The sequence below is a fragment of the Burkholderia sp. BE12 genome (genome assembly GCF_002959955.1).
Lineage (GTDB): Bacteria > Pseudomonadota > Gammaproteobacteria > Burkholderiales > Burkholderiaceae > Burkholderia.
The window spans coordinates 1-26,680 of sequence record NZ_PREY01000043.1; the positions used below are offsets into that span (position 1 = coordinate 1).

Sequence of the window (26,680 nt, forward strand, 5' to 3'; positions counted from 1 at the left end):
AATTTCATAGGGGCCCGCAGCGGCTGCACCAGCTGCATCAAGGCCGGATATAGAGCTGCAGCCCATCCTGTCCGTCGAAACACGAGAAAACTGTTGCAAACGGGACGCGTTCATATAGACCTCATGATCGCTTCAGACAACGCGCCCGTCAGCCGCTTCCCGGTGCCGGCGCTCGAAGACCTGCCCGACGACATTCGCGAACGCATCTCGGCCGTCCAGGAAAAGTCGGGCTTCATCCCGAACGTGTTCCTCACCCTCGCGCATCGCCCGGACGAGTTTCGCGCATTCATGGCGTACCACGACGCGCTGATGGACAAGCCGGGCAACCTCACCAAGGCCGAACGGGAAATGATCGTCGTGGCTACCAGCGCCGTGAACCAGTGTCAGTACTGCGTGATCGCGCACGGTGCGATCCTGCGCATTCGCGCGAAGGACCCGCTGATCGCCGACCAGGTCGCGACCAACTACCGCAAGGCCGACATCACCGCGCGACAGAAGGCGATGCTGGACTTCGCGATGAAGGTGTCGCAGGCCGCGCATCAAGTGGGCGAAGCTGATTTCGACACGCTGAAAACGCACGGCTTCACCGAGGAGGACGTGTGGGACATCGCGGCGATTTCGGCGTTCTTCGGGATGTCGAACCGCATCGCGAACGTGACGAACATGCGCCCCAACGCGGAGTTTTACGCGCTGGGACGCTGAGCGCGCGACGGCAACGGCAGCGGCGACGGCTCGGCGATCCGGGCGTACACGCGCCCCTCTTCGACCGACCGCCGCGCGCCCCGGCGCAACATCAACGCGGCACACCGCCGCCGCGCGCCGCGGCCTCGCGCCTACTCGACCTGCTTCAACGCGTGCAGCCCTTCCGGCAGCGTCGCATCCGGAAACTGCGTGGACAGCGTCGCATCGCGCCACCGCGCCGCCTCTTCCGCGCGCTGCCGCTCCGCCTGCTCGCAGACGAACAGCGCATCGCCGCCGAGCAGCAAGCGCAGCGGCACGTCGTCGCGGCGCGACAACTCGACGATCAGCGCCGCGATCCGGGCGGGATCGCCGACCTCGTGGCCACCGTACGCGCCGAGCAGGTCGAGAATCTTCCCGACCGACGGCCGATAGTCGGGCAGCAGATCGTCGAGGCCGCGCTTCGCCTGCGCGGCCCATTCGGTACGCATCCCGCCCGGTTCGAGCGTGCACACGCGCACGCCGAACGGCGCGACTTCCTTCGCGAGCACGTCGCTGAATCCGCCGACCGCCCACTTCGCGGCTTGGTACGCCGACAATCCGGGCGTCGCCGAGCGCCCGCCGACCGACGACACCTGGAAGATGTGCCCGGCGCGCTGCGTGCGCATCGTCGGCAGCACCGCGCGCGTCAGGTTGATCACGCCGAACAGGTTCGTTTCGATCTGGTCGCGGAAGACGTCGGCGCCCGTCTGCTCGAACGGTGCCGTATGGCCGTAGCCCGCGTTGTTCACCAGCACGTCGATGCGGCCGAACGCGGCGCGTGCCGCCGCGACGGCCTGCGCGGCCGCCGCTTCGTCGGTGACGTCCAGCTCGACCGGCAGCACCCGGTCGCCATGACGCTCGGCCAGATCGGCCAGCCGCGCCGGATCGCGCGCGCCGGCCACCAGCCGGTCGCCCGCTGCCAGCACCGCTTCCGAAATCGCTCGCCCCAGGCCGCGTGCGGCCCCCGTTACCAACCAGACTTTCGACATTTTCCGCTCCTTGATCACGATAAAACGATGAAAATGAATGATTACTCACTCATTAATATGGGCGACGTATCGATCCTAGCCGACCTGTATCGCCCTGCCTGAAACCGTCCTGCCTTCCGTCGTGCGGCACACGCACCGCCTATGCCGCCACGACGGCCAAACCCTTCCGTCACATCGTTCGCGTCACGCTCACACCGCGTGCAACACGGCCCACAGCGCGCGAAACCCCGCTTCCCGGTAGGCATCGGCCCGCGCCGGATCGCGTGCGATCGACTCCATCGCGGTTTCCGCGATCGACGTAAACAACGCCGAGCAGAACGCATGCGCTTCGTCGCGGTTCAGCGCGCCCGACGCGGCGACCTGCTCGCGCAGCAACGCGCCGATCCCGCCGAAGCCTTCCGAGCCGGCCGCGCGATGCGCGTCGTCGATGCGCCCGCTCACGCCCAACTGCCGCAACGCGCGCCGGCCGTCCGGATTCGCGACGCCCCACGACACATAGCCATTCCACGCATGCCGCAGGGCCCGCTCGGCCGGCGCATGTTCCGGAAACCCGGTCATCATCGCGTCGCGCATGTCGGCCTTCAGGCTCAGGTACAGCGCGTTCAGCAACGCGTCCTTGGTCTCGAAGTACGTGAACACCGTCCCTTCCGCCACGCCGGCGAGCCTCGCGATGCGCGCGGTCGTCGCGCTCGGGCCGTCCTCGGCGAGCGCACGCGCGGCCGCGGCGAGGATGGCTTCGTGCTTGTCGGGACTGCGCGGTCGGGCCACGTTGATTCCTTTAATGAGTGAGCGCTCAATCATAATGGAGCGAAAAGGAGGAATGCAAGCCCTGTTACATCCGGGGGAACGCATACGCAATCCATCAAAACGGTGCACTATTGCGTTTTGCCGTACCGGCGCCGGCCATCCGGTGCCCGATGCCTCGACGTTCGTTTCACGTTCATCGTTTCAAACCGCGAACCTCCCATGACGAATCAGCCTTCCCAGACCGCGGCCGACCGGCCTGTCGACATGATCATCTTCGGCGGCGGCGGCGACCTGGCCGCCCGCAAGCTGTTGCCCGCGCTGTACATGGCGCACCTGCACTGCAATCTTCCGCCCGAGACGCGCATCATCGCCGTCGGCCGCCGCGACTGGGGCATCGACGGCTATCGCAAGTTCATGGACGAGCAGTCGCGCCCGTTCATCGACGAGAAGGCGTTCGATGCCGACGCGTGGAGCCGCTTCCTCGACCTGTTCAAGTACGTGCTGATCGACGTGAACGCGCCGGACGACTACCTGCGGCTCGCCGAAGCGGCGCGCGGCGACGCGATCCGCGTGTTCTACCTGTCGACGTCGCCGGAGCTGTTCACGACGATCTGCGACAATCTGTCGGCCGCGCACCTCGTCGACGCGCACTCGCGCGTCGTCCTCGAAAAGCCGCTGGGCCACGATCTCGCGTCCGCGAAGGCGATCAACGATGCGGTCGGCAAGCACTTCGAGGAATCGCAGATCTACCGGATCGACCACTATCTCGGCAAGGAAACCGTGCAGAACCTGATGGTGCTGCGCTTCGGCAACCCGATCTTCGGGCCGCTGTGGCAGGCGCCGAGCATCCGCAGCGTGCAGATCACGGTCGCGGAAACGGTCGGCGTCGGCAGCCGCGCGGGCTTCTACGACCACACCGGCGCGCTGCGCGACATGGTGCAGAACCACCTGCTGCAACTGCTGTGCATCGTCGCGATGGAGCCGCCCGTGTCGCTCGACCCGGACGCGGTGCGCGACGAGAAGCTGAAGGTGCTGCGCTCGCTGCGGCCGATGGCGCTGTCGGACGTCGCGCGCGACACGGTGCGCGGCCAGTACACGGCCGGCGCGGTCGACGGCCAGCCGGTCAAGGGCTATCTCGAGGAAGACAACGTACCGGCGGACAGCCGCGCGGAAACCTTCGTCGCGCTGCGCGCGCACATCAACAACTGGCGCTGGGCGAACGTGCCGTTCTTCCTGCGCACCGGCAAGCGGCTGCAGCGCCGCCAGTCGGAAATCGTGATCGAGTTCGCGGACATGCCGTTCTCGATCATCCCGACCGGCCCGCGCCATTACAGCAACCGCCTCGTGATCCAGCTTCAGCCGGAAGAGTCGATCCAGCTGCAGATGCTCGCGAAGGAGCCGGGCAGCGGGATGAACATGGTGCCCGTGAGCCTGAACCTCGACCTGCAGCAGGCGATTCCGGAGCGGCGCGCGGAAGCGTACGAACGGCTGCTGATCGACGTGATCCGCGGCCGCCTCACGCACTTCATGCGCCGCGACGAGCTCGAAGCCGCATGGTCGTGGGTCGAGCCGATCCTCGACGGCTGGAAGCAGCTCGGCGACCGGCCGCGGCTGTACACGGCCGGTACGTTCGGGCCGGCGGCTTCGTCGGCGCTGCTCGCGCGCGACGGGATGTCGTGGGCCGAAGAGGCGTAATCGCAACCCGACGGCGTGCCGCCGCGCGGCACGCCCGTTCCCGAAGGGCAGCGCCGCCTGCGCTACGCCGCTACTGCGACAGCAGCCACGTCGGCTTGCGCCGCGCCGGCGCATCGCCGGCGCTTCCGGCGCCGAGCACCTTGATCAGGTAATCGACGAACGATGCGATCCGCGACGAGATCGCGGTGTTCCGGTAATACACCGCGTTGATCGGCTGCTCGACCTCGAGCGTCTGCCGCGCGAGCACCTGCACGAGCCGCCCGGCCTCGCGATCCTGCGCGGTCACGAAATCCGACAGGCACACGACGCCGGTGCCCTCCAGCGCGAGCTGCCGCAGCGTCTCGCCGCTCGACGACCAGACGCCGGGCTCGATGCGGTAGGGCTCGCCGTCCGTGCCGAGGATCGGCCATACGTTCAGCGATTCGGGCTGCGTGAAGCCGAGCAGCGTGTGCTTCGCGAGATCCTCGACCTTGCGCGGCTGGCCGTGCGCTTCGATGTAGGCGGGGCTCGCAAGGATCCGCACCCGGCTGCTGCCGATGCGCCGGCTGTGCAGCGTCGAATCCTTCAGCCGGCCGATCCGGATCGCGACGTCGGTGCGCCGCTCCAGCAGGTCGATGATGCCCTCGTTGCTGTTCAGTTCCAGGTCGACCTTCGGAAAGCGTTCGCGGTAGCCGCGCACGAGCGGCACGATCACGTGCAGCATGAACGGCGTCGCGGCGTCGACGCGCAGGCGCCCGGACGGCATCTCGCGCCGCGCGAGCATCTGCTCTTCCGCGTTCTCGACCGATTCGATGATCGCGCGCGCGTTCTGCAGGAATGCGCGCCCTTCCTCGGTCAACTCGAGCCGGCGCGTGGTCCGGCGCAGCAGCGTGGTCTTCAGCTTCTCCTCGAGCCGTGCGAGCGTGCGGCTCGTCGCCGACACGGTGAGGTCGAGTTGCTGGGCGGCGGCCGTGATCGAACCGGTGTCCACCACGGCGGCAAAGGCCTGGAGTTCGTCGAGGGTGATCTTCATTATTGATTTGAAATCAAAACAATTTGGTTTATAGACCAGTTTTTCAGCAAAAGTAAAGCCGGCACACTGCGATCCGTTCCCACTGAAAACCCGGATCCCGTCATGCCACTCGCGTTGCTTGCGCTGACCATCAGCGCCTTTGCCATCGGCACCACCGAATTCGTGATCGTCGGGCTGATTCCGACGATCGGTGCCGACCTCGGCGTCAGCCTGCCGTCCGCCGGCCTGCTCGTCAGCCTGTATGCACTGAGCGTCGCCATCGGCGCGCCGCTCCTCACCGCGCTCACCGGCCGCGTGCCACGCAAGGCGCTGCTCGCCGGGCTGATGGCGCTCTTCACCGTCGGCAACCTCGTCGCGTGGCAGGCGCCGGGCTACGAATCGCTGATCGTCGCGCGCGTCCTCACCGGCCTCGCGCACGGCGTGTTCTTCTCGGTCGGCTCGATCATCGCGACCACGCTCGTGCCGAAGGACAAGGCCGCGAGCGCGATCGCGACGATGTTCAGCGGCATGACCGTCGCGTTCGTCGCCGGCATTCCGCTCGGCACCTTCATCGGCCAGCACTTCGGCTGGCGCGCGACGTTCCTGATCGTCGCGCTGTTCGGCCTCGTCGCGTTCCTCGGCGCGGTCGCATTCGTGCCGCGCGGGCTGCCGCAAACGCCGCCGGCGCCGCTCGCCCGCCAGTTGCGCGTGCTGGCCCAGCCGCGCCTGCTGCTCGTCTATGCGATGACCGCGGTCGGTTACGGCGGTTCGCTGATCGCATTCACGTACATGGCGCCGCTGCTCGAACAGATCGCCGGCTTCACGCCGTCGCAGGTCAGCCTCGTGCTCGTCGGCTACGGCGTATCGGTCGCGGTCGGCAACGTGTGGGGCGGCAAGCTCGCGGACGCCGTCGGCCCCGTGAAGGCGCTCAAGCGGATCTTCCTGCTGCTCGCGATCGTGCTGCTCGCGCTGACCTTCACGATCCACGTGAAATGGCTCGCGGTGCTGACGATGCTCGCGTGGGGCGCCGTGGCGTTCGGCAACGTGCCGGGGCTGCAGGTGTACGTCGTCAAGCAGGCGCGCCACTTCGCGCCGGACGCCACCGACGTCGCATCGGGCTTCAACATCGCCGCCTTCAACCTCGGCGTGGCCGGCGGGTCGTCGCTCGGCGGCCTGATCGTCGCGAACGTCGGCCTCGGCCACACGCCGTGGATCGCCGCCGCCGTCACGCTCGGCGCATTCGCGCTCACCGCGTTGAGCGGCCGTCTCGACCGCCGCCACGGGCTGCCCGAACGCACGGCCGAACCCGTCGAACTCGCCCATTGAACGTCACCTTTGCAGGAGCCACCAGCATGAACGCATCGACCCCACGTCCGCCGTTCGCCGGCAAGACTTTCGAAGTCCGTTACGACGGCCTCACCGCGCTCAACGCGTACGACGAAGACGGCCGCCACATGCGCTACGAGATCACCGAAGGCCCGTACGCGGGCGCGAAGGGCGAAGTCGAATACACGTGGCAGCCCGTCGCCGGCGAGACGTACGCGATCTCGTGGCAGGAAGCCGATCGCGCCACCGTCGTGCATATCGACGATTTCGCCGCCGGCACGTCGCGCTCGTTCTTCACTGCGTCGTCGCTCGATTTCTACCGGCTCGACGGCAGCCTGCGCGCGGTCTGAACGGAGCCCGACCATGTCCACTTCACTCGACACGCTCGCCGACGGCGGCTTCAGCATCGGCATCGAACTGCCGCTCGACAACGACTGGACCGCGTCCGGCAACGCGAAACGCCGGCATGACGGCCGCCACCCCGGCGTGCCCGATCTGGAAATTCACGCGGAACTCGCGCAACTGGCCGACACGCTCGGTTTCCGCGCGCTCTGGGTGCGCGACGTGCCGGTGTACGACCCGTCGTTCGGCGACGCCGCGCAGGTGTTCGAAACGTTCTCGTATCTCGGCTACCTCGCCGGTGTCACGCGCGACATCCTGCTCGGCACCGCGGCCGTCGTGCTGCCGCTGCGCGAACCGCTGCTCACGCTGAAATCGGCCGCGACGATCCAGGAATTGAGCGGCGGGCGCCTGCTGCTCGGCGTCGCGAGCGGCGACCGGCCGGTCGAATATCCGCTGTTCGGCCGCGACTTCGCCACGCGCGGCGCGAACTTCCGCGACCAGATCGCGCTGCTGCGCGACGGCGCGCGCGGACATCTGCCGCCCGGCCTGGAAGTGCTGCCCGCCGCCCGTTCGCCGGTGCCGCTGCTCGTCGCGGGCCTCGCGCAGCAGACGCCGCGTGGATCGGCGAACACATGGACGGCTGCCTCGCGTATCCGGGCACGCCGGCCGATCACCTGCAGCGCGCCGCGAACTGGCGTGCGGTGGCCGGCGACAAGCCGTACGTGAGCTTCATCCACCTCGACCTCGCGGAAGATCCGCACGAACCGCTGCAGCGGCACCGCTTCGGCGCCCGGGCGGGACGCGTCGCGCTGACGGAGGAACTCGCGGCGATGCGCGACGCGGGCGTGCGGCACATCGGCCTGCATTTCCGCCGCAACCGGCGGCCGCTCGACGAGACGATGGCCGAGATCGCGGCGGACGTGCTGCCCGCGTTCCATCCGAAAAAGAATCCGCAGGCGCACGCCGCATAAGACCGGCCACGGCCCGCACGCGCCCGCGATACGTTCAATATTTGACTTCAAATCAAATATCTTTGGCATCTAAAGGCGTTTATTTCATCAGTATCACGCGCCAGAATGACTCGCATACCGCAACCGTTCCCCTCTCCCAGGAGCACATGATGAGCAAGATTCCCGCATTCGGCCTCGGTACGTTCCGCCTGCAAGGCCAGGTCGTCATCGACTCGGTCCGCAACGGCCTCGAAGTCGGCTACCGCGCGATCGACACCGCGCAGATCTACGGCAACGAAGCCGAAGTCGGCGAAGCGATCGCCGCATCGGGCGTACGCCGCGAAGAGCTGTTCCTCACGACGAAGATCTGGGTCGACAACTACGCACCGGACAAGCTGGCGGCCAGCCTCGAGGAAAGCCTGCGCAAGCTGCGCACCGACCATGTCGACCTGACGCTGATCCACTGGCCGGCCCCGGGCAACGGCGTGTCGATCGACGCGTTCATGACCGCGCTGGCCGATGCGAAGGCGAAGGGACTCACGCGCCAGATCGGCATCTCGAACTTCAACATCGAACTGACGAAGGAAGCGATCGCGGCCGTCGGCAAGGACGCGATCGCGACGAACCAGATCGAGCTGAGCCCGTACCTGCAGAACCGCAAGCTGGTCGAGTTCCTGAATGCCGAAGGCATCCACGTGACGTCGTACATGACGCTCGCGTACGGCAAGGTGCTCGGCGACCCGGTGATCGGCGCGATCGCGCGGCGTCGCGACGCGACGCCGGCGCAAGTCGCACTCGTATGGGCGCTGCAACTCGGTTACTCGGTGATTCCGTCGTCGACCAAGCGCGAGAACCTAGCGAGCAACCTGCTCGCGCAGACGCTGCGCCTGACCGACGAAGACATGGCGCAGATCGCCGCGCTCGAACGCAATGGCCGCGAAGTCGACCCGGCCGGCCTCGCGCCGAAGTGGGACTGAGCGCGCCGCGCCCTTATTCGATATGACCCGCCCGCGGCCCGCCGGCCGCGGCACCGACAGGACACCAGCATGACCCGTGACCCGCTTTTCCAACCGCTGCGACTCGGCGCGCTGACGCTGCCGAACCGCATCGTGATGCCGCCGATGACGCGCTCGCGCGCGACCCAGCCCGGCGACGAAGCCAACGAACTGATGGCCGCGTACTACGCGCAGCGCGCGAGTGCGGGCCTGATCGTCAGCGAAGGCACCTACATCGCGCCGCTCGGCAAGGGCTACGCCTGGACGCCCGGCATTCATACGCCGTCGCAAATCGCCGGCTGGCGCAAGGTGACGGACGCCGTGCATGCCGCGCACGGCCGCATCTTCGCGCAGCTGTGGCACGTCGGCCGGCTGAGCCACACGAGCCTGCTCGGCGGCGCGCAACCGGTGTCGTCGTCGCCGCTCCAGGCGAAGGGCGTGAACGTGTTCATCGCCGGCGAAGACGGCAGCACGCCGGGCTTCGTGCAGGCATCCGAGCCGCGCGCGCTGTCGATCGACGAAATCCGCGAGATCGTCGATCAGTACCGCGCCGCCGCGCGCCATGCGATCGAAGCCGGCTTCGACGGCGTCGAGCTGCACGGCGCGAACGGCTATCTCGTGAACCAGTTCATCGACTCGAACGCGAACACGCGCACCGACGCGTACGGCGGCTCGCTGGAAAACCGGCTGCGCTTCCTGCGCGAAGTCACGCAGGCGCTGATCGACGGCACCGGCGACGCATCGCGCGTCGGCATCCGTCTCGCACCGCTGACCACGCTGAACGGCTGCGTCGACGACGATCCGGAAACGACCTACCTCGCCGCCGCGAAGCTGCTCGGCGAACTCGGCGTCGGCTACCTGCACATCGCGGAAGCCGACTGGGACGACGCGCCGCTGATGCCGGTCGCCTTCAAGCAGCAATTGCGCGCCGCGTACCCGGGCGTGCTGATCTATGCCGGCGCGTACACCGCCGAGCGCGCACGCGAAGCGATCGCCGCCGGCTGGGCCGACCTCGTCGCATTCGGCCGCCCGTTCGTCGCGAACCCCGACCTGCCCGAGCGCCTGCGCATCGGCGCCGCGCTCGCGACGCACGATCGCGACACGCTGTTCGGCGGCGGCGCCCACGGCCTGACCGACTACCCGATGCTCGCGCAAGCTGCCGCGTGAACGATCCCCAGGAATCCGACATGAGAATCACGCTTCCTTCCCGCCTGGGTTTCGGCACGGCGCCGCTGGGCAACATGTATCGCGACATTCCCCACGAAGAAGCACTGGCCACGGTCGACGCGGCCTGGGAAAGCGGTATCCGCTACTTCGACGCCGCGCCGCTATATGGCGCTGGCCTCGCCGAGCTGCGCCTCGGCGAAGCGCTCGCGGGCCGTCCGCGCGACGACTATGCGCTCGGCACGAAGGTCGGCCGGCTGGTCCTCGACGAACACGAGGACGCGTCGCAACGCGATCTCGGCGAAAAGGGCGGCCTGTTCCGCCATGGTCTGCCGAACAAGATCGTCTACGACTACACCGAGGACGGCACGCTGCGCTCGATCGAAGCGAGCCTCGAGCGGCTGCGCACCGACCGGCTCGACACCGTGTGGATCCACGATCCGGCCATCGACTTCCACGGCGAGCGCTGGCTCGACGTGTTCGACGTCGCGATGTCGGGCGCGGCCAGGGCACTCACGCGGCTGCGCGACGAGAAGGTCATCAAGGGCTGGGGCCTCGGCGTGAACCGCGTCGAGGCGTGCGAGCTCGCACTCGAGCGCTCCGATCCCGACGGCTTCCTGCTCGCAGGCCGCTACACGCTGCTCGATCATGCGGGCGCGCTCCAACGGCTGATGCCGGAAAGCGTCGCGCGCGGGCTCGGCATCATCGTCGGCGGTCCGTACAATTCCGGCGTGCTCGCCGGCGGCACCCACTTCGAGTATCAGCCGGCGACGCAGGAAATGCTCGATCGCGTCGCGCGCATCCGGCAGATCGGCGAACGCTTCGGCGTGGACGTCCGCGCGGTGGCGCTGCAGTTCTCGCTCGCGCATCCGGCCGTCGCGGCCGTGATCCCCGGCGCGAGCCGGCCCGATCGCATCGACGAGAACCTGCGGCTGGCCGCGGTGCCGATTCCGTCCGAACTGTGGCAAGTACTGAAGGCCGAGCGCCTGATCGCGGAACACGCGCCGACGCCGGCCGGCGCGGCCTGACGCGCTTCCAGGCGAGCGCCGCGACGAGCGGCGCGCATAACCATTCGGTCGCAATCGCGGCGACTATCGCCGCGATTGCCATTTCCGAATTGCAGCCTGCGCAATCGGCGTCTAGGGTTTACCGGATCGACTCCGCCCGACCCACCCGACCTGAAAGGACGCCCCGCCATGCCAAGCCGCTCTCCGAAACGCGACATGCTGCCGGCTCTCGCGGCAGGCCTTTCCTTCGCGGCCTTCACGTTGCCGGCTCATGCCGACGATGCGGCCGGTCTCGTGCCGCCCGAGCCTGCGACGCCCGTGCTGTCGACGACCGCGACTGGCGTGCAGATCTACGCATGCGAGTACGACCACGAACACCGGCTCGCGTGGACATTCCAGCGCCCGGAGGCAATGCTGTTCGACGCCGGCGGCACACTCGTCGTCCGGCACGGCGCGGGACCGTCGTGGGAAGCACTCGACGGCAGCCGTATCACCGGCAAGAAGCTTGCGGAAGCGCCTGGCACACGGCCGGGCAGCATTGCGCAACTGCTGCTCGCCGCGACGCCGGCCGCAACCGGTACGCTGGCTGGCGTGCGCTTCGTGCAGCGGCTCGATACAGCGGGCGGCATGCCGCCGGCGGCGACGTGCGCGACCGAGCATGCGGTCGGCCGCTTTCCGTACTTCGCGCGATATGTGTTCCTGAAGTGACACGCGCGGCGCCGTAAGCATCGAGCGTCATCATGGCAACTCGTCTGTTATTCAGCTTTCCTATATTTCAGGCACGGGAGCGTAAAACCGCCGACACGCTCGTTCAAGCCGTTCGGCCCGTCCGCATCGACAATTCGACGTCGCCGCCGAACGGCACCGACAGATAGCCGTTTTCCGGCGCACGCACGTAAGCAAGATAGTCGGGGCTGTATTCCGCGTTGTCTGCCACGACGAACGCCCCCGCCCTGAGCCGCGGCTCGACCAGCGCGAGAATCTCCGGGTACAGCGCCTTCGCCCCGTCGAGCAGCAGCAGGTCGACCGAATCCGGAAGGCCGGCGGCCAGCGTGCGCAGCGCATCGCCTTCGCGAATCTCCACGAGATCGGCCAATCCGGCCGCCGCCAGGTTCGCGTGCGCGCGCACGACCTTCGACGGCTCGAACTCGCTCGTGATCAGCCGCCCGCCTCCGTTGTCGCGCAGCGCGGCCGCGAGATGCAGCGTCGAAATGCCGAACGACGTGCCGAATTCGACGATTGCGTTGGCGCCGCTGCTGCGCGCGAGCATGTACAGCAGCGTGCCCGTCTCGCGCGACACGGCGAGCGGATAGTCCTTCAGGCGCGCATACAGATCGGCGTAGTCCGTCTTGCTGCGCATCAGCCGCGCTTGCTCGTCGCGCGACACGTTGGCGAAGTCGGGGCTCGTCGCGGGCGACGACGCGTCGGCTTCGTCGAACAGGCGCGCCAGCAGCGAAGCCAGCGGGTCGAGCATCAGGGTGGTCATGCGAATCTCCAGTATCGGGTTTGAGTGCGTCGTTGCACACAACTAGAATATGACGAACTATTCAGGTTTTACTATTCGCATTGGCAAACCGCTCATGACCGACCGCCGAAACACCCCGATTGCCACGCGCAAGCAGCCTCGGCAGGCGCGCTCGAACCGTCTCGTCGAGGACGTCCTCCAGGCGGCTATTCAGGTTTTGGCGAGCGAAGGCGCGCAGCGCTTCACGATGGCGCGCGTCGCCGAGCGGGCCGGCGTGAGCGTGGGCTCGCTGTACCAGTACTTCCCGAACAAGGCGTCCGTGCTGTTCCGGCTCCAGCACGACGAGTGGCGGCAGACGCACGCCATGCTGTGCGGGATGCTGCAGGACACGCGGAAGACGCCGCCCGAGCGGCTGCGCACCGCCGTCCACGCGTTCATCCGTTCGGAATGCGACGAGGCGCCGATGCGCATCGCCCTCGACGATGCCGCGCCGCTCTATCGGGACGCCCCGGAGGCGCACGAAGTGAAGGCCGAGGGCAACCGGGTGTTCAACGCGTTCATTCGCGAAGCGCTGCCCGACGTATCGGACGCCACGCATGCGCTCGCGTGTGAGCTGATCTTGACGACGCTCACGACGGGCGGCAAGGCGTTCTCCGAGACAGCGCGCACGCCGGCGGAAATCGACGCCTACTCGGCCGCGATGGCCGACATGTTCTGCGCGTATCTCGCGCATCTCGCACACGATTGAGGCCCGCGCCCGTACGGAAACCGCGCACGCGCGCCAGCCGTATCGTCCGGATGCAGATGGCAGAGGCGCGCGGCCGCGAATCCCGTCACCCGCCGCCGTTCGCACCGGCCGTCCCGGTCGCCTCGAAAGCCGTTCGTAATATTCCATGCGTCGCCCGCTTCCCCGCCCGCCGACCCTGCCTTCAAATAGTCGCCTTAACGGATTCGAACTAGGCGTATACACGCGTGTCGGCGCGACGGAGCCCCGTTGCACGCCGATATAAGCGCTGCGACATGCGCTGCATGCTCTTCCCCCGATGGGACGTGATGGGCGGCTCGCCTAACCTTCGCTACGGCAAAGCACACGTGACGGGGTCGACCACACCACGCGTCGTCCGACGCGACACCCTCGCGCTCGTTTCGATTCGCACGTAACGACACGCATCGCGCGTCATTCGTCTCCACGACGTTGCCGAACAATCCCAACCAGATACGAGACACCCTGACGACGGTTCGCTACGGACCGTTTCAGCATGCTGATAAAGGAGCAAGCTCATGAGTGATACCCCGGTGCAGCCGACGGTCGGCGTCGGCGCGCAAGAAACTGACTTTGGCACCCAGGGAGTCATCGACCGGTACTTCGGCATTTCGTCGCGCGGCAGCACGCAGCGTCGCGAAATCATTGCCGGCGTGACCACCTTCCTCGCGATGGTCTATTCCGTGTTCGTCGTGCCCGGCATGTTCGGCAAGGCCGGTTTCGACACGAGCGCCGTGTTCGTCGCGGTGTGTCTCACCACCGCGTTCGGCTCGCTGCTGATGGGCCTGTGGGCGAAGCTGCCGATCGCGATCGGCTGCGCGATCTCGCTGACCGCGTTCACCGCGTTCGGCCTCGTGCTCGGCAAGGGGCTGTCTCCGACGGTCGCGCTCGGCGCCGTGTTCCTGATGGGCCTCGTGTTTACCGGCATCTCGGTCACCGGCGTGCGTTCGTGGATCCTGCGCAACCTGCCCGCGGGCGTCGCGCACGGCACGGGGATCGGCATCGGCCTGTTCCTGCTGCTGATCGCATCGAACGACGTCGGCCTCGTGATCAAGAACCCGGGCGCCGGCCTGCCGGTCTCGCTCGGCCAGGTCACCGCGTTCCCGGTCATCATGTCGGTCGTCGGTCTCGCCGCGATCTTCGGCCTCGAAAAACGTCGCGTACCGGGCGGCATCCTGCTCGTCGTGATCGCGATCTCGCTGTTCGGCCTCGTGTTCGATCCGGCCGTGAAGTACCACGGCATCTTCGCGCTGCCGTCGCTGAGCGCACCGGGCCATGCGTCGCTGATCGGCGCGATGGACATCAAGGGCGCGCTGTCGATGGCCGTGCTGCCGAGCGTGCTGGCGCTGGTGATGACCGCCGTGTTCGACGCGACCGGCACGATCCGCGCGGTCGCCGGGCAGGCGGGCCAACTCGACGAGAACGGCCGCATCATCAACGGCGGCCGCGCGCTGACCGCCGATTCGATCAGCTCGATCTTCTCCGGCTTCCTCGGCGGCGCGCCGGCGGCGGCCTACATCGAGTCGAGCGTCGGCGTGGCCGCGGGCGCGAAGACGGGCCTCGCGGCAGCCGTGGTCGGCCTGCTGTTCCTCGTCGTGATGTTCTTCTCGCCGCTCGCGGGCCTCGTGCCGTCGTACGCCACCGCACCGGCGCTGATGTACGTCGGCCTGCTGATGCTCGGCAGCGTGAGCAAGCTGCACATGGACGACATGGTCGACGCGATGTCGGGCCTCGTGTGCGCGGTGTTCATCGTGCTGACCGCGAACATCGTGACGGGCATCATGCTCGGCTTCTCGACGCTCGTGATCGGCCGCATCGCCAGCGGCGAATTCCGCAAGCTCAACGTCGGCACCGTGCTCATCGCGGCCGTGCTCGTCACGTTCTACCTCGGCGGCTGGGCCATCTGATCGCGAGACATGCGCGACGTCGCCGGCACAAGGGCGACGCGCATCGAGACGAGATCGTCTCCTCCACCATCGTCGTTGATGGTCTCCAGGCCTGGGAACGCAAGTTTCCAGGCTTTTTTTGTCCGAGCGGCGCCCCGTGACATGCTTCGCGAAAACGGCGCGATGCCACTCGCGCCCGGTGCCGCGATCGCGGAGTTGACCGTCAGAACGGCTTGATCACGGCCAGCCCGACGACGAGCGCGGTCGCGACGATCACCGCGCTCGCCGCCTGCCCGAGCCATGGCGCCGGCATGACGACGAGATCGTCGCGCTCCATGCGCCGCAGCGTACCGGCCAGGATTCCGTGCAGCACCGACAGCGCGGCGACGAGCGCGAGCTTCACCGACAGCCACGCGGCGCCGAACCAGTGACCGCTCAGCGCGAGCGCGATGCCGGCGATCCAGACGATCGCGAGCGCGGGCGACGTCACCGTACGATCCCAGCGCCGCACCGCGCGATGCACGGCGAGGTTCGCAATACGGACCGCGACGGACGACAACAGCAACCCGCCGACGAACGTGACGACGGCGACCAGGTGCACGGCCTTCAGCACCAGGTAGATCATCGCGCGTGCCGCCTGCGCGCGATCCAGCCGGCGCTCGCCAGCCCCGCGAACGGCACGACGGCCGACAGCACGAGCCGTGCGACCTCGCCCCTGCTCCACAGCCCGCTCGATGCGGTGCCGACCACGGCCCATACGTACATGACGAACGCGATGCCGTGCACCGGGCCCATGATCGATACCGCGACCGGATACCCGGCCAGATGCTTGAGCGGCACGGCCACGCACACCAGCACGACGAGCGTGGTGGCCTCCATCAACGACAGGTATTGCAGGTTCCGCAACGCGTTGCGATCGTCTTGTTTCATCGGCAGGGCTCCAGGTGGGTCCGCCGCGATTGTCGCGTGTGGTGCAGGTTCCAGCCATTGGCTAGAATGACATCTTTCAACGGATTCCGGCCACGGCCGCACCCGCCATGCATACGGTCGCCGTTCTTGTGTTGCCCGATGTCGTCCCGTTCGATCTGGGCGTCGCATGCGACACGTTCGCGCGCGTGCGGGCGCCCGACGTCGCGCCCGCGTACCGCGTGCGCGTGTGCAGCGAGCAGCCGCGCGTCGGCGGCGACCTGTTCGAGCTGCGCCCGCCTTTTCGTCTCGATGCGCTGGCCGACGCCGATACGATCATGGTGCCCGGCACGTCGGTGCCGCTCGCGCCCACGTCGCGCCGCGTGCTCGACGCGCTGCGCGCGGCGGCCGCGCGCGGGTGCCGGATCGCGTCGATCTGCAGTGGCGCGTTCGTGCTCGCGGAAGCCGGGCTGCTCGACGGCCTGCGCGCGACGACGCACTGGCTCGCGGCCGCCGAACTCGCGCGCCGCTACCCGAACGTCGACGTCGACCCGAACGTGCTGTTCGTCGACAACGGCCGGATCCTGACGTCGGCCGGCGCGGCGGCCGGCCTCGATCTATGCCTGCACATGATCCAGGCCGACTATGGCGCGGCGGTCGCCGTCGACGCCGCCCGCAGCGCGGTGGCGCCGCGCGTGCGCGAAGGCGGGCAGGCGCAGTTCATCGCACCCGAATGGCCGGCCGGCGGCGACGGACTGCACGACCTCATGGACTGGCTGCAGGCCAACCTGCGCAAGCCGCTGACGCTCGACGCGATCGCGCGCAAGGCGTCGACCAGCGTGCGCACGCTGACGCGGCGCTTCCGGGAGCAGACGGGCACGTCGCCGGGGCAATGGCTGCAGACCGTACGCGTCAGGCATGCGCAGCAGTTGCTGGAGGTGACCGAGCTGTCGATCGAACATGTGGCGACGGAAGCCGGCTTCGGTTCGGTCACCGCGTTTCGCGAACGCTTCGCACGCATCGTCGGCACATCGCCGCAGCGTTATCGGCAGGCGTTCCGCGCGCGCGCCGATGCGTGACGTTCGTCGGGATCACCCCTGAAGCATCAATCCGCCGCCCCCCTTTTCGCGCCACCCGGACCCTATCGATGACCCGCATCCGCAACCCGTTGAACATGGCGCAGCTCCAGGCGTTCGTCTCCGCCGCGCACCTCAAGAGCCTGCGCGCCGCCGCCCGCGAGCTCGGCGTCACGCAGCCGGCGATCACGCACACGATCCGCGAGCTCGAAACCGCGCTCAACGCGGAGCTGCTCGCACGCAGCGTGCGCGGCGTCGAGCTGACCGCCTGCGGCGAGGCGCTGCTGCCGCGCGCCGAGCAGTTGCTCGGCGACATCCGCCGCACGGTCGAGGCGGTCGAGCAGGTGAAAGGCGAGATGTCGGGGCGCGTCGCGGTCGGCACGATGCCGTCGATCGCGCTGACCGCGTTGCCGCGCGCGGTGACGGCGTTCCGCGGGTCGATGCCGAACGTCAGCCTGCATCTCGTGGAAGTGACGGTGCCCGACGCGCTCGCGCAGTTGCGCAACGGCACGCTCGACATCGCTGCGATGCACCATGTGCCGGCGCTCGACCGCGATTTCACGCAATTGCCGCTGCTGTCGACCGAATTCACGATCGTGATGCGCGACGGCCACCCGCTCGCCCATGCGCGCCGGTTAGAGGAACTGCTCGACGCCGAGTGGATCGTCACCGTCGGCGCCGAGCAATTTCCGCACAGCGTGATGGTCGGGATGTTCGAGGCGCACGGGCTGCCGCTGCCGAAGCGTTTGCTGCGCTCGCCGATGTCGTTCGCGGTGACGCTGGGGCTCGTCGCGCGCTCGGACGTGATCGGCTGCTTCACGCGCCCGCTCGCCGCGATGGTCGCGCCGCTCGGCATCCGCACGGCCGAACTCGACGAAAGCATGCCGCGCTTCGACCTGTCGATCATCGCGCGGCGCGACCTGCTGCCCACGCCGGCCGTCTCGCACTTCGTCACGTGCCTGCAGCGCGCGGTCAACGAAACGCTCGGCTGAACCGTTCCTGTGTGTGAAACGGCGGCGCACCCGACGCGCCGCCGCCGGGCCCGGTATCGGGGCTTGTCCTAGGCGCCCTGCCGGTATTTTGTCTTGATAATCTTGCGCACGTCGCGCGCCCCCATCGGGCGGGCGAAACGGACTGTCCGACGCGAAGCCGCGGCGGGCCGAAGGCTTACGGCGCGGCACAACCGCGCACCCATCGAACAAAACGAGGAGTCACCGAGTGAAAAAGATTCTTGCGGCTGTGACCGTGGCCCTGCTCGCCGTATCGGCCGGCAGCGCGTACGCGAAAGACTGGACGACCGTGCGGTTCGGCGTCGACGCAAGCTACCCGCCTTTCGAATCGAAAGGCGCTGACGGCAAGGTGGTCGGCTTCGACGTCGATCTGGGCAACGAAATCTGCCGCCGCATGAACGCCAAGTGCGTGTGGATCGAAAACGACTTCGACGGGATGATCCCGGCGCTGAAGGCCCGCAAGTTCGACGGCGTGCTGTCGTCGATGTCGATGACGCCGGCGCGTCAGGAACAGATCGCGTTCTCGGCGAAGCTGTTCAACACGCCGACGCGCCTCGTCACGAAGAAGGGTGCCGGCCTGATGCCGACGGCCGAATCGCTGAAGGGCAAGACCGTCGGCGTCGAGCAGGGCACGATCCAGGAAACCTACGCGAAGACGTATTGGGCATCGAAGGGCGTGAACGTCGTGCCTTACCAGAACCAGGACCAGGTCTACGCCGACCTGATCTCCGGCCGTCTGGACGGCGCGCTGCAGGACGCGGTGCAAGCCGAGATCGGCTTCCTGAAGACGCCGCGCGGCGCGAACTTCGACTTCGCCGGCAAGGACATCGACGATCCGAAGACGCTCGGCAACGGCGCCGGTATCGGCCTGCGCAAGGAAGACACCGACCTGAAGGCGAAGATCGACGGCGCGATTGCCGGCATGCGCAAGGACGGCACGTACGACAAGCTCGCGAAGAAGTACTTCGATTTCGACGTCTACGGCAAGTAATCCGGCCGACAGACGCGCGATTCGGCGCGATGGGAACGGGCTCCGCGAGGAGCCCGTTTTTTTTGCGCGCGGCGCGGGCGACGTTTTTTTTCCGCGCCAACCTGATGATTCTCAACGGAAAACCGCGCGTTCTGGCGCCGGTTTGATGGCGGCGAGAAAGGCAACGTACAATCGATCTTCCTCGCACACGGATCATTCGCGGCTGCGCCGCACTTCCCTCATCATGCAAACGCAGACCCATCCGCTGATTTCCCCCGCCGTCGGCACCGAACGCCGGATCACCAGCTTCCATTACGGCCCGCGCGGCGGCAAGAAAGTCTACATCCAGTCGTCGCTGCACGCGGACGAGCTGCCCGGCATGCTGGTCGCCACGCTGCTGCGCCGCAAGATCGCCGCGCTCGAGGCCGCCGGCAAGCTGCTGGGCGAAGTCGTCGTCGTGCCCGTGCCCAATCCGATCGGCCTGTCGCAACACGTGTTCGGCGATCATCTCGGCCGCTTCGAGCTCGGCTCGATGCAGAACTTCAACCGCAATTTCTACGATCTCGCGGCGCTCGTGCTGCCGCGCGTCGAAGACCGCCTCACGAGCGACGCGCAGCGCAATCTCGCCGTCGTGCGCACCGCGATGCGCGAAGCGCTCGACGAACAGAAGCCGCGCACCGAACTCGACTCGCAGCGCCTCGCGCTGCAGAAGCTGTCGTTCGACGCCGATATCGTGCTCGACCTGCACTGCGACAGCGATGCGGTGATGCATCTCTACACGAATCCCGATCTGTGGCCGGACGTCGAGCCGCTGGCGCGCTATCTCGATGCCCAAGCGTCGCTGCTCGCGCTGAATTCGGTCGGCAACCCGTTCGACGAAATCCACAGTTTCTGCTGGTCGGATCTGCGCAACCGCTTCGGCGACCGCTTCCCGATCCCGAACGGCGCGATTTCCGTCACGGTGGAACTGCGCAGCGAACGCGACGTGTCGTACGAGTTCGCCGAAAAGGATGCGCAGGCGATCGTCGAATACCTGACCGAGCGCGGCGTCGTCGAAGGCACGCCGGCGCCGCTGCCGCCGCTCGCGCACCCTGCCACGCCGCTCGCGGGCACCGATCCGCTCGTCGCGCCCGTATCGGGCGTGATCGTGTTCCGTACGCCGGTCGGCGTGATGATCGAGGCAGGCCAGGCCGTGGCCGACATCGTCGATCCGTTGACCGATCGCGTCGTCACGCTGAAGAGCAGCGTGTCGGGCGTGCTGTACGCGCGCCAGATCGTGCGCTTCGCGACGGCCGGCATGGAAGTCGCGCGCATCGCCGGCGCGACCGCGATCCGCACCGGTTCGCTGCTGTCCGCCTGAGCCCGCGCGCGGCCCGCGCGCCGGACCTACCGCGGTTCGCATGCGGTCGCATGCACCAACGAAATCGCCCGCTTGCGCGGGCGATTTGCTTTCCGGAACGCGCGCCGGCGGCCGGCGATCGGCGGCCGGCCGACGCGCGCGAAAACCGTTCAGAACGCGGGCACGATCGCACCACCGAACTTCTGGTCGATGAACTTGCGCACGTCGTCCGATTCATAGGCCGCGACGAGCTTCTTCACCCACGGCTTGTCCTTGTCCTGCGCGCGCACCGCGATCAGGTTCGCGTACGGCCCGCGCAGATCCTCGATCGCGATCGCATCCTTCACCGGCGTGAGCCCGGCCTTGACCGCGTAGTCGGTGTTGATCGACGCGGCATCGACGTCGGGCAGCGCGCGCGGCAGTTGCGCGGCGTCGAGTTCGACGATCCTGATCTTCTTCGGATTCTCGGCGACGTCGAGCGGCGTCGCGTTCACGCCGTTCGTGCCGGCGCCGGCCTTCAGCTTGATCACCCCGTACTTCTGCAGCAGCAACAGCGCGCGGTTGCCGTTCGACGGATCGTTCTGGATCCCGACCTTCGCGCCGACCGGCAAATCCTTCAGCGACTTGAGCTTCTTCGAATAGAAGCCCATCGGGGCGGTATAGGTGAGCCCGACGTTGACGATCCTGTAGCCGCGCTGCTTGATCTGGCTGTCGAGGAACGGCTGGTGCTGGAAGCCGTTCGCATCGAGATCGCCGGCATCGAGCGCCGCGTTCGGCTGCACGTAGTCGTTGAATTCGATGACCTTGATCGCGAGGCCTTCGCGCGCGGCGACCTTCGTCACTTCGGTCCAGATCTGCGCGTCGGGGCCGCTCATCGTGCCGATCTTCAGCGTTTGCGGGTCGGCGTGCGCGCCGGGCGCGGCGAATGCCAGCGCGGCGGCAAGTGCGCCGAGGCCGGTCAGGATCGAATGTCGCATGGGGTGTCCTCTTGTCCCGTGTCGTTTGTTGGAGCACGGATCGTGGCACGGAGCCCGAACGCCATCAACCAAGCTTATTTCATGTGCATATTACGGCGCTGGATCAAACAACTGCCGAAATCGGTATAACTCCGGGCTAGGCAACCGGGCAGAATCCAGTGTCGCATCGGCACCACACATTCTTCATATGACAGACGCTGTCATATTCATTACGTGGCCCGCCGATAAAGTTGCGCCGGTCCGTGAACGCGCCCACAGAGTGCGCCGGAACCGCAACTGGACACGCCATTTATTCGCTCGGAGAATCCTTTGAACAAGAAACTGTTGACCATCGCCATCCTCGCAGCAACGGCCGGCGCGGCGCACGCGCAAAGCAGCGTGACCCTGTACGGCGTGATCGACGCCGGTATCAGCTATGTGAACCACAGCAAGAACGCTGCGGGCGGCAGCAGCAAGCTGTTCAAGTATGACGACGGCGTTGCCCAGGGCAGCCGTTGGGGCCTGCGCGGCACCGAAGACCTCGGTGGCGGCCTGAAGGCGATCTTCGTGCTCGAAAACGGCTTCAACAGCGGCAACGGCACGATCGGCCAGGGCGGCGCGATCTTCGGCCGTCAGGCTTACGTCGGCCTGAGCCAGTCGCAATACGGCACGGTCACGTTCGGCCGCCAGTACTCGTTCTCGACCGACATCCTCGGCTCGAACTACTCGACGGGCGGCAACACGATCGGCGGTAACTACGCGTACCACGTGAACGACGTCGACCAGCTCACGTCGAGCCGCATCAACAACTCGGTGAAGTTCCAGAGCGCGAACTACGCCGGCTTCACGTTCGGCGCGTTGTACGGCTTCTCGAACTCGACCGACTTCGCCGGCGCACCGGCCACGACGTCGGGCACGACGACGACGGCAGGCTCGTCGCGCGCATACAGCTTCGGCCTGAACTACGCGAACGGCCCGTTCGCCATCGGCGCCGCGTACACGGACATCCGCTTCCCGAGCCAGTCGACGCCGGCGTTCTCGACGACGATCGCGAACATCAGCACGGGCAACATCCGCGACCTGCGCACGTATGGCGTCGGCGGCCGCTACATCTTCGGCCCGGCGACCGCATGGCTGCTGTGGACGCGCACGCAGTTCACCCCGCTCGCGAGCGGCGCATCGGGCACGTTCTACAACGCATACGAAGCAGGCCTGAAGTACGCGATCACGCCGGCCCTGTCGGCAGCAGCCGGCTACACGTACACGAACGCCACGCAAAGCGGCAGCTCGGCGCACTGGAACCAGGGCGACCTGGGCCTCGACTACGCGCTCAGCAAGCGTACGGACGTGTACGGCCTCGTCGTCTACCAGAAGGCATCGGGCAACAACGTGCAGGCGCAGATCGGTTCGAGCACGAGCTACTTCAACACGTCGGGCAACGGTTCGTCGAACCAGCTGGCCGCTCGCGTCGGTATCCGTCACAAGTTCTAAAGCATCCGCTTGACGGTCCGCTCAACGCGCGGATCACGACGGCGAGAAGCGCCCCGCTCCACGCGGGGCGCTTTTTTATGGGCTTTTAAGTTTCGCTTAATTCTGGGCTGAGAGGATGCTCTCACCCCCCCTGTTGGCCGCCTGAGCATCGGCGGCTTTTTTTTTAAACGCCGACGGCGCCGCCATCGATTGCCCACAAGACAGGATCGGAGGCCATGATGATCGAAGATACCGTTTTCAGCCATCTGCACGCGATTCTGACGTGCCAACACTCGCTGCCGGTCCAGAGCTGCCGCGTCTCGGTTGAAATGCAGCGCCCCTGGGGCCGCCCGTATCGCCTCGTCGAATGGACGATGCATCTCGACGCCCCCGCGCGGCGCCAGATCGTGCCGGCCGAATCGACCGACGAAGAGATCGCCGAAGTCGTCGCGTCGCACGTGCCGGGCCGGCTGTACGGCGACGGCCGGCTGCAGTTCTGAACGCGGTTCCGCTCCCCCCGCTTCCCGTCTTTCGGCCGCGCCGCACGCATCGTGCGGCAGTCGGTCTCGTTTGACGCGGCAACGAAACCTGCTACGCTGCGCGTTTTCGTCCACGAAACGCGAAGTCATGCCACGTAAGGCTTTAGCCCAAAAAGCGACGCCTATAGTGACGCCGCACTATCGCTGTGCAAGGCAGACGTTTCGGACGTAGTCCTGCAGCGCCTCGATCTGTCCCTGAGCCTTCGTCAGGGCGTCGCGGAGGGTGAAATAAGCGCGTCGAGCGCTTGGCGCAAGTTCGGCGGGGGTTCCATCGTCCACGCCGGCGGCGCCGGCACCACCGGGCACTGCGTTGCCACCGGCTGCACGGGCGGCTTGGACGGCGATGCGCAGCCGCACACGGCCATCGTCAACAGCGCGGCGCAGCCGATCGTTTTCAGATTGCGCATTTTTCATCTCCTGGGAGTGGGTCGCGTCGAGCGCGGCGAGCCGGTGTTGCATGTTCTGCTGGGCGATCAGCGCGTCGTTGGCGGCCTTCGCCGCGGCGTCCGATACCGCTTTCAGGTCGGCGGCGTGCGCGGCCTGCTCGTTAGCCAGGCGGATCTTGCCCTCCTGGATCTGGGCGCCGTAGTGCGCCGCGTCGACCTTGTGGGTGGCCACGCCGCCCGTGGCCGCGCCGAGCGCGAACACCGCGGCATACAGCCAGAAGCCCCCGGCAAAGGGGGCAAGCAATTTGGTGATCAGGCCCATGTCAGTCTCCGTCGGGGATAATGGCGCGCTGCCCTTCGTTCACTTCGATCGACTTCAGGCAGTGGTCTTTCTGGAAGATGTTGAGGAAGCGGCAGAGCACGCAGCCCCACACGCGGCCGTTGTTCATCGCCTTGCCGGCCCGGCTGCTGATCGTCTCGCGCGGGTCGCCGCCGGCGATCGCGTTGCCCAGGCAGTCCAACGAGTAGAAGCAGCTGTGGACGTAGCCATCTCCGTTCGGCCGGTACAGCCCGAGCACCGCGAGTTGTAAGTCCCAGGCTGCGAGCGCGAGGTTGGCGGCATAGATGACGATCAGCATGGTCAGCTCCCGCAGACGCGCTGGCCCCAGGCGAGATACAGCGGCTGGTGTTTGAAGAGAATCCACCGGGGGTACAGGCGGCTGTACTCGAAGTTCTTGGCGCTCTGCCCCGCGTTGACGTACTCGGTAGTGCCGAACCAGCGCCCAGGCGTCGACGACCGCTTCTGCGCGCGCTGCACGTAACCGACTCCCGCGTTGTAACCTTTCAGGGCGGCCGCCCACCTGTCGCATGGCGTGTCCCCCTTGACGCGGGCAAAGAGCCACTGGTCGTAGCGCACCAGCGCACGGATGGCCCACACGGGGTTGTACGGATCGGGAGCGCCCAGCTCGGGGAACACGCGCGAGATCATCGCGGCGGTGGCGTCCATGAACTGGGCCAGGCCGCGGCCGTTGTCCCACGCGGTCACGTCGGCGCGCCAGTTGGACTCCTGGCGGATCTGGCCGGCGAACATCGGCACGGGCGCGCCGATGCCGTACACGAACTGCGCCTCGCGGATCAGCGTCGAGCGGTACTGCAGCGCCGGGTCAGCGGCATGGGCGTGGCGCGCCGCGACGAGCGAGCACCCGCCGATCACGGCCGTCCACACGAGCGCCTTGGCCCACAGCTTCATCACAGCCCCATGCCCACCGTCAGCATCGCAGCCGACATGACGATCGCGCGGCGGATCTGCTCATGCGGGGAGGACGTGACGAGGATGCGCGTAAATGCGCGGCGGTCCATCCAGTATCCGACGTGCGCGGCGACCGTCAGGTTGGCCAGCTTCCACAGCACCACCTGCACTTGTGGCTCGATGCCGAGTGTGCGCAGCGCGATGCAGCCGGCGTACAGAGCGGCCGCGATCAGCAGCCACTCGATCATTCGGAACTTGTCGGACTTGCGCATTTCAGCCTCCCATGAACTTCTTGATCCACCCCGAGCCGGCGCCGTACGCGGCGAGCAGCACGAGCGCCCGGACTGCCCAGGTCGTCAGGATGGAGATGACGCCCTTGCCCACGTTCGTCTGCAACCGCTCGACAACGCGCTGTTCCAGGCCGTCGATAATTGCCACGATGTCGGCATCGGTGAGTTTTCGTTCTTCGTCCATGTCGGCCTCACGCTTCGACGAAAACGTCGCCTGCAGGCTCTACGACTTGCCGCCCGTCCGTGGACCCCGTGGCAAGTACGGCGCTGCTGCGTGCTAGGCAATTCGCGTCGATGGTCTGTTGAAAAATGCTTCGTTCTGCTAACCGAATTCTAGCTGCGTATTCGCTGGTATACGAGATGACGAAAACCTGCCCGTGGCCCGTGTCAAGATGCTCGGCGAACACTGCGCCGACGAACCCAACCGACACCGCACCGCTTAGAGCCAAGCTGGAAGCGGCTGTCAGGCCGCCGGCCTGTCCGGTCGCACTGCTGCCCGTCAGCCCGCGCGCCGGCGTGACGCCGCCGATTTGACCCAGGCTCGTGCATCCACCTAGCAAGTTGGCAAGGAATTTCGCGAAGCTGCCAGTCGCCACTCTCGCTTGCGCGCCGGTGATGCCGATGGACTTGTCGTTCGCGTTGCCCGACACGGTGCCGGTCGCGCTCAACGCGGCGTCGCCACTTAGGGCGACAGTGATGGCTGTACCGAGAATCCCGGTCGCCGCCGTCGACTGGGCGCCAGTAAGCGCGTCGTCGATCTCGGCGGCGACCGTGCCCGTCGCGGCCGCGGTGGATGCTCCGGTCAACGCGATGCTGATCGCTGCGGCGGCTGTGCCGGCCTGCCCCGCAGCAGCATCCCCACCGAGCCCCTGGGCTGGAGCCACGTTGCCGGTCGAGCCGGAACCCGCCGCGCCGGCCAGCCCCAGCGAGGGTGCCGACGCCATGTCGCCTGCCGCGCCCGTCGAGTCCGTGCCCGTCAACCCCTGCGCCGGCGCGATCGCCCCGGCTGCACCAGTGGCCTGCGCACCGCTCAGCGCCAGGTCGAACTCTGCCGCTGGCGTGCCGGCCGCGCCCGCGCTGCTGACACCCGAAATGCCTTGCCCGAGATTCCCTGTCGCGCCAGTCGCGGTCGCGCCCGTCAGCCCTTGCGAGGGCGTCGCGGTGCCCGCCGACCCAGTCGATGCAACGCCTGTCAGGGCAACCGATGTGGTCAGCGCGATCGTCCCGGCCGATCCGGTGGCCGGGACGCCAGTGATGCCCTGCGTGGGGGTAATCGTGCCTACGGAGCCCGTGGCGGCATTGCCGGTCAATCCCCGCGTGGGCACGACCGAGCCGACGGCAGCCGTCGAGCTGACACCCGTGATCGCGATGGTGACGCCGGACGCCGCCCCGGCAGGAACCTGCGCAGCGTATGGGGCCGACCCGAACGAGTTGAACCCGAACGTCATG

Annotated in this window: 29 protein-coding genes and 1 pseudogene; 17 read left to right on the forward strand and 13 right to left on the reverse strand. The window is 67.3% G+C overall.

The features are described 5' to 3' along the window. Positions 1-123: 123 nt before the first annotated feature. Positions 124-702 carry a peroxidase-related enzyme gene (locus tag C4B30_RS31675; RefSeq protein ID WP_027781584.1) on the forward strand — a complete coding sequence of 193 codons (579 nt, stop codon included), beginning with the start codon at positions 124-126 and terminating at the stop codon, positions 700-702. A gap of 131 nt (positions 703-833) precedes the next feature. On the opposite strand, the gene C4B30_RS31680 is transcribed toward C4B30_RS31675, so the two are convergent. Both C4B30_RS31680 and C4B30_RS31685 read right to left on the reverse strand, forming a co-directional pair. Continuing rightward, on the reverse strand, positions 834-1,709 hold the full coding sequence (locus C4B30_RS31680; protein WP_027781585.1) for an SDR family NAD(P)-dependent oxidoreductase: 876 nt from the start codon (positions 1,707-1,709) through the stop codon (positions 834-836). Between the two features lie 189 nt (positions 1,710-1,898). Then, positions 1,899-2,477 (reverse strand): TetR/AcrR family transcriptional regulator, encoded by a 579-nt coding sequence (locus C4B30_RS31685; RefSeq protein ID WP_027781586.1) that lies wholly within the window; start codon positions 2,475-2,477, stop codon positions 1,899-1,901. A 198-nt stretch (positions 2,478-2,675) separates the two neighbouring features. Here C4B30_RS31685 and zwf point away from each other — a divergent pair, with 198 nt between their 5' ends. Next, positions 2,676-4,151: a glucose-6-phosphate dehydrogenase gene (zwf, locus tag C4B30_RS31690; RefSeq protein WP_027781587.1), complete on the forward strand. Its 1,476-nt coding sequence runs from the start codon at positions 2,676-2,678 to the stop codon at positions 4,149-4,151. Between the two features lie 70 nt (positions 4,152-4,221). Here the strand turns inward: zwf and C4B30_RS31695 are convergent, their stop codons facing one another. Continuing rightward, positions 4,222-5,163 (reverse strand): LysR family transcriptional regulator, encoded by a 942-nt coding sequence (locus tag C4B30_RS31695; RefSeq protein WP_105133455.1) that lies wholly within the window; start codon positions 5,161-5,163, stop codon positions 4,222-4,224. A 102-nt stretch (positions 5,164-5,265) separates the two neighbouring features. Between C4B30_RS31695 and C4B30_RS31700 the strand changes: the two genes are divergently transcribed. From C4B30_RS31700 to C4B30_RS31730, 7 genes and pseudogenes are all read left to right on the forward strand, one after another. Further along, entirely contained in the window at positions 5,266-6,468 is a 1,203-nt protein-coding gene (locus C4B30_RS31700) for an MFS transporter (RefSeq protein ID WP_027781589.1), read from the forward strand. 26 nt (positions 6,469-6,494) lie between these two features. Then, a complete protein-coding gene (locus C4B30_RS31705) occupies positions 6,495-6,818 on the forward strand; it encodes a MoaF-related domain-containing protein (RefSeq protein WP_027781590.1) in 324 nt (107 codons plus the stop codon). A gap of 13 nt (positions 6,819-6,831) precedes the next feature. Beyond that, a pseudogene (locus tag C4B30_RS31710) lies at positions 6,832-7,781 on the forward strand (LLM class oxidoreductase). 149 nt (positions 7,782-7,930) lie between these two features. After that, a complete protein-coding gene (gene dkgB / locus C4B30_RS31715) occupies positions 7,931-8,737 on the forward strand; it encodes a 2,5-didehydrogluconate reductase DkgB (protein WP_027781592.1) in 807 nt (268 codons plus the stop codon). Between the two features lie 69 nt (positions 8,738-8,806). Then, positions 8,807-9,922, forward strand: coding sequence for an alkene reductase (locus C4B30_RS31720; protein ID WP_027781593.1), 1,116 nt, complete (start codon positions 8,807-8,809; stop codon positions 9,920-9,922). Between the two features lie 20 nt (positions 9,923-9,942). Then, complete coding sequence (locus C4B30_RS31725; protein ID WP_027781594.1) at positions 9,943-10,947, forward strand: aldo/keto reductase; 1,005 nt, start codon at positions 9,943-9,945, stop codon at positions 10,945-10,947. Between the two features lie 168 nt (positions 10,948-11,115). Beyond that, positions 11,116-11,634 carry a DUF3455 domain-containing protein gene (locus tag C4B30_RS31730; RefSeq protein WP_034185246.1) on the forward strand — a complete coding sequence of 173 codons (519 nt, stop codon included), beginning with the start codon at positions 11,116-11,118 and terminating at the stop codon, positions 11,632-11,634. Between the two features lie 103 nt (positions 11,635-11,737). On the opposite strand, the gene C4B30_RS31735 is transcribed toward C4B30_RS31730, so the two are convergent. Next, positions 11,738-12,412, reverse strand: coding sequence for an O-methyltransferase (locus C4B30_RS31735; RefSeq protein WP_027781596.1), 675 nt, complete (start codon positions 12,410-12,412; stop codon positions 11,738-11,740). Between the two features lie 49 nt (positions 12,413-12,461). On the opposite strand from C4B30_RS31735, the gene C4B30_RS31740 reads away from it, so the two are divergent. Both C4B30_RS31740 and C4B30_RS31745 read left to right on the forward strand, forming a co-directional pair. Beyond that, positions 12,462-13,139: a TetR family transcriptional regulator gene (locus C4B30_RS31740; protein WP_027781597.1), complete on the forward strand. Its 678-nt coding sequence runs from the start codon at positions 12,462-12,464 to the stop codon at positions 13,137-13,139. 533 nt (positions 13,140-13,672) lie between these two features. Next, the gene (locus tag C4B30_RS31745) at positions 13,673-15,061 is read left to right on the forward strand and encodes an NCS2 family permease (protein ID WP_027781598.1); all 1,389 of its coding nucleotides are present in this window, start codon (positions 13,673-13,675) and stop codon (positions 15,059-15,061) included. A 202-nt stretch (positions 15,062-15,263) separates the two neighbouring features. Here the strand turns inward: C4B30_RS31745 and C4B30_RS31750 are convergent, their stop codons facing one another. Both C4B30_RS31750 and C4B30_RS31755 read right to left on the reverse strand, forming a co-directional pair. Then, on the reverse strand, positions 15,264-15,665 hold the full coding sequence (locus C4B30_RS31750) for a CopD family protein (protein ID WP_027781599.1): 402 nt from the start codon (positions 15,663-15,665) through the stop codon (positions 15,264-15,266). After that, on the reverse strand, positions 15,662-15,970 hold the full coding sequence (locus C4B30_RS31755) for a DUF3817 domain-containing protein (RefSeq protein ID WP_027781600.1): 309 nt from the start codon (positions 15,968-15,970) through the stop codon (positions 15,662-15,664). The genes C4B30_RS31750 and C4B30_RS31755 overlap by 4 nt, the downstream gene beginning before the upstream one ends. A 107-nt stretch (positions 15,971-16,077) precedes the next feature. Here C4B30_RS31755 and C4B30_RS31760 point away from each other — a divergent pair, with 107 nt between their 5' ends. From C4B30_RS31760 to C4B30_RS31775, 4 genes are all read left to right on the forward strand, one after another. Further along, positions 16,078-17,025, forward strand: coding sequence for a GlxA family transcriptional regulator (locus C4B30_RS31760; RefSeq protein ID WP_105133456.1), 948 nt, complete (start codon positions 16,078-16,080; stop codon positions 17,023-17,025). Positions 17,026-17,093: 68 nt separating this feature from the next. Then, positions 17,094-18,014, forward strand: coding sequence for a LysR substrate-binding domain-containing protein (locus tag C4B30_RS31765; RefSeq protein WP_027781602.1), 921 nt, complete (start codon positions 17,094-17,096; stop codon positions 18,012-18,014). Positions 18,015-18,240: 226 nt separating this feature from the next. Next, complete coding sequence (locus C4B30_RS31770; protein ID WP_027781603.1) at positions 18,241-19,023, forward strand: ABC transporter substrate-binding protein; 783 nt, start codon at positions 18,241-18,243, stop codon at positions 19,021-19,023. Positions 19,024-19,246: 223 nt separating this feature from the next. Next, positions 19,247-20,362 (forward strand): succinylglutamate desuccinylase/aspartoacylase family protein, encoded by a 1,116-nt coding sequence (locus tag C4B30_RS31775; protein ID WP_027781604.1) that lies wholly within the window; start codon positions 19,247-19,249, stop codon positions 20,360-20,362. A gap of 149 nt (positions 20,363-20,511) precedes the next feature. Here C4B30_RS31775 and C4B30_RS31780 read toward each other — a convergent pair whose 3' ends face one another. Then, positions 20,512-21,318: a MetQ/NlpA family ABC transporter substrate-binding protein gene (locus C4B30_RS31780; RefSeq protein ID WP_027781605.1), complete on the reverse strand. Its 807-nt coding sequence runs from the start codon at positions 21,316-21,318 to the stop codon at positions 20,512-20,514. Between the two features lie 309 nt (positions 21,319-21,627). Between C4B30_RS31780 and C4B30_RS31785 the strand changes: the two genes are divergently transcribed. Continuing rightward, positions 21,628-22,788, forward strand: a complete 1,161-nt coding sequence (locus tag C4B30_RS31785) for a porin (protein WP_027781606.1) — start codon at positions 21,628-21,630, stop codon at positions 22,786-22,788. 218 nt (positions 22,789-23,006) lie between these two features. Next, positions 23,007-23,267 (forward strand): DUF2866 domain-containing protein, encoded by a 261-nt coding sequence (locus tag C4B30_RS31790; protein WP_011548992.1) that lies wholly within the window; start codon positions 23,007-23,009, stop codon positions 23,265-23,267. Positions 23,268-23,444: 177 nt separating this feature from the next. On the opposite strand, the gene C4B30_RS31795 is transcribed toward C4B30_RS31790, so the two are convergent. From C4B30_RS31795 to C4B30_RS31820, 6 genes are read right to left on the reverse strand one after another with little or no spacing between them, the layout of a single operon-like run. After that, positions 23,445-24,014 carry a lysis system i-spanin subunit Rz gene (locus C4B30_RS31795; RefSeq protein WP_105133457.1) on the reverse strand — a complete coding sequence of 190 codons (570 nt, stop codon included), beginning with the start codon at positions 24,012-24,014 and terminating at the stop codon, positions 23,445-23,447. A gap of 1 nt (position 24,015) precedes the next feature. Then, a complete protein-coding gene (locus C4B30_RS31800) occupies positions 24,016-24,330 on the reverse strand; it encodes a hypothetical protein (protein WP_234015477.1) in 315 nt (104 codons plus the stop codon). Positions 24,331-24,332: 2 nt separating this feature from the next. Further along, the gene (locus tag C4B30_RS31805) at positions 24,333-24,941 is read right to left on the reverse strand and encodes a lytic transglycosylase domain-containing protein (RefSeq protein WP_105133458.1); all 609 of its coding nucleotides are present in this window, start codon (positions 24,939-24,941) and stop codon (positions 24,333-24,335) included. Further along, on the reverse strand, positions 24,941-25,213 hold the full coding sequence (locus tag C4B30_RS31810) for a putative holin (RefSeq protein ID WP_105133459.1): 273 nt from the start codon (positions 25,211-25,213) through the stop codon (positions 24,941-24,943). Before C4B30_RS31810 ends, C4B30_RS31805 begins: the two co-directional genes overlap by 1 nt. A 1-nt stretch (position 25,214) precedes the next feature. Further along, positions 25,215-25,415: a hypothetical protein gene (locus C4B30_RS31815; RefSeq protein WP_105133460.1), complete on the reverse strand. Its 201-nt coding sequence runs from the start codon at positions 25,413-25,415 to the stop codon at positions 25,215-25,217. A gap of 7 nt (positions 25,416-25,422) precedes the next feature. Then, positions 25,423-26,679 carry a hypothetical protein gene (locus C4B30_RS31820; protein ID WP_105133461.1) on the reverse strand — a complete coding sequence of 419 codons (1,257 nt, stop codon included), beginning with the start codon at positions 26,677-26,679 and terminating at the stop codon, positions 25,423-25,425. Position 26,680: the final 1 nt, after the last annotated feature.

Bases quoted from the DNA above. Each gene is read 5' to 3' on its own strand.
- C4B30_RS31675 (WP_027781584.1), top strand. From the start codon at position 124: ATGATCGCTTCAGACAACGCGCCCGTCAGCCGCTTCCCGGTGCCGGCG.
- C4B30_RS31680 (WP_027781585.1), bottom strand. From the start codon at position 1,709: ATGTCGAAAGTCTGGTTGGTAACGGGGGCCGCACGCGGCCTGGGGCGA.
- zwf (WP_027781587.1), top strand. From the start codon at position 2,676: ATGACGAATCAGCCTTCCCAGACCGCGGCCGACCGGCCTGTCGACATG.
- C4B30_RS31695 (WP_105133455.1), bottom strand. From the start codon at position 5,163: ATGAAGATCACCCTCGACGAACTCCAGGCCTTTGCCGCCGTGGTGGAC.
- C4B30_RS31700 (WP_027781589.1), top strand. From the start codon at position 5,266: ATGCCACTCGCGTTGCTTGCGCTGACCATCAGCGCCTTTGCCATCGGC.
- C4B30_RS31705 (WP_027781590.1), top strand. From the start codon at position 6,495: ATGAACGCATCGACCCCACGTCCGCCGTTCGCCGGCAAGACTTTCGAA.
- dkgB (WP_027781592.1), top strand. From the start codon at position 7,931: ATGAGCAAGATTCCCGCATTCGGCCTCGGTACGTTCCGCCTGCAAGGC.
- C4B30_RS31720 (WP_027781593.1), top strand. From the start codon at position 8,807: ATGACCCGTGACCCGCTTTTCCAACCGCTGCGACTCGGCGCGCTGACG.
- C4B30_RS31725 (WP_027781594.1), top strand. From the start codon at position 9,943: ATGAGAATCACGCTTCCTTCCCGCCTGGGTTTCGGCACGGCGCCGCTG.
- C4B30_RS31730 (WP_034185246.1), top strand. From the start codon at position 11,116: ATGCCAAGCCGCTCTCCGAAACGCGACATGCTGCCGGCTCTCGCGGCA.
- C4B30_RS31735 (WP_027781596.1), bottom strand. From the start codon at position 12,412: ATGACCACCCTGATGCTCGACCCGCTGGCTTCGCTGCTGGCGCGCCTG.
- C4B30_RS31740 (WP_027781597.1), top strand. From the start codon at position 12,462: ATGACGAACTATTCAGGTTTTACTATTCGCATTGGCAAACCGCTCATG.
- C4B30_RS31745 (WP_027781598.1), top strand. From the start codon at position 13,673: ATGAGTGATACCCCGGTGCAGCCGACGGTCGGCGTCGGCGCGCAAGAA.
- C4B30_RS31750 (WP_027781599.1), bottom strand. From the start codon at position 15,665: ATGATCTACCTGGTGCTGAAGGCCGTGCACCTGGTCGCCGTCGTCACG.
- C4B30_RS31755 (WP_027781600.1), bottom strand. From the start codon at position 15,970: ATGAAACAAGACGATCGCAACGCGTTGCGGAACCTGCAATACCTGTCG.
- C4B30_RS31760 (WP_105133456.1), top strand. From the start codon at position 16,078: ATGCATACGGTCGCCGTTCTTGTGTTGCCCGATGTCGTCCCGTTCGAT.
- C4B30_RS31765 (WP_027781602.1), top strand. From the start codon at position 17,094: ATGACCCGCATCCGCAACCCGTTGAACATGGCGCAGCTCCAGGCGTTC.
- C4B30_RS31775 (WP_027781604.1), top strand. From the start codon at position 19,247: ATGCAAACGCAGACCCATCCGCTGATTTCCCCCGCCGTCGGCACCGAA.
- C4B30_RS31780 (WP_027781605.1), bottom strand. From the start codon at position 21,318: ATGCGACATTCGATCCTGACCGGCCTCGGCGCACTTGCCGCCGCGCTG.
- C4B30_RS31790 (WP_011548992.1), top strand. From the start codon at position 23,007: ATGATCGAAGATACCGTTTTCAGCCATCTGCACGCGATTCTGACGTGC.
- C4B30_RS31795 (WP_105133457.1), bottom strand. From the start codon at position 24,014: ATGGGCCTGATCACCAAATTGCTTGCCCCCTTTGCCGGGGGCTTCTGG.
- C4B30_RS31800 (WP_234015477.1), bottom strand. From the start codon at position 24,330: ATGCTGATCGTCATCTATGCCGCCAACCTCGCGCTCGCAGCCTGGGAC.
- C4B30_RS31805 (WP_105133458.1), bottom strand. From the start codon at position 24,941: ATGAAGCTGTGGGCCAAGGCGCTCGTGTGGACGGCCGTGATCGGCGGG.
- C4B30_RS31810 (WP_105133459.1), bottom strand. From the start codon at position 25,213: ATGCGCAAGTCCGACAAGTTCCGAATGATCGAGTGGCTGCTGATCGCG.
- C4B30_RS31815 (WP_105133460.1), bottom strand. From the start codon at position 25,415: ATGGACGAAGAACGAAAACTCACCGATGCCGACATCGTGGCAATTATC.
- C4B30_RS31820 (WP_105133461.1), bottom strand. From the start codon at position 26,679: ATGACGTTCGGGTTCAACTCGTTCGGGTCGGCCCCATACGCTGCGCAG.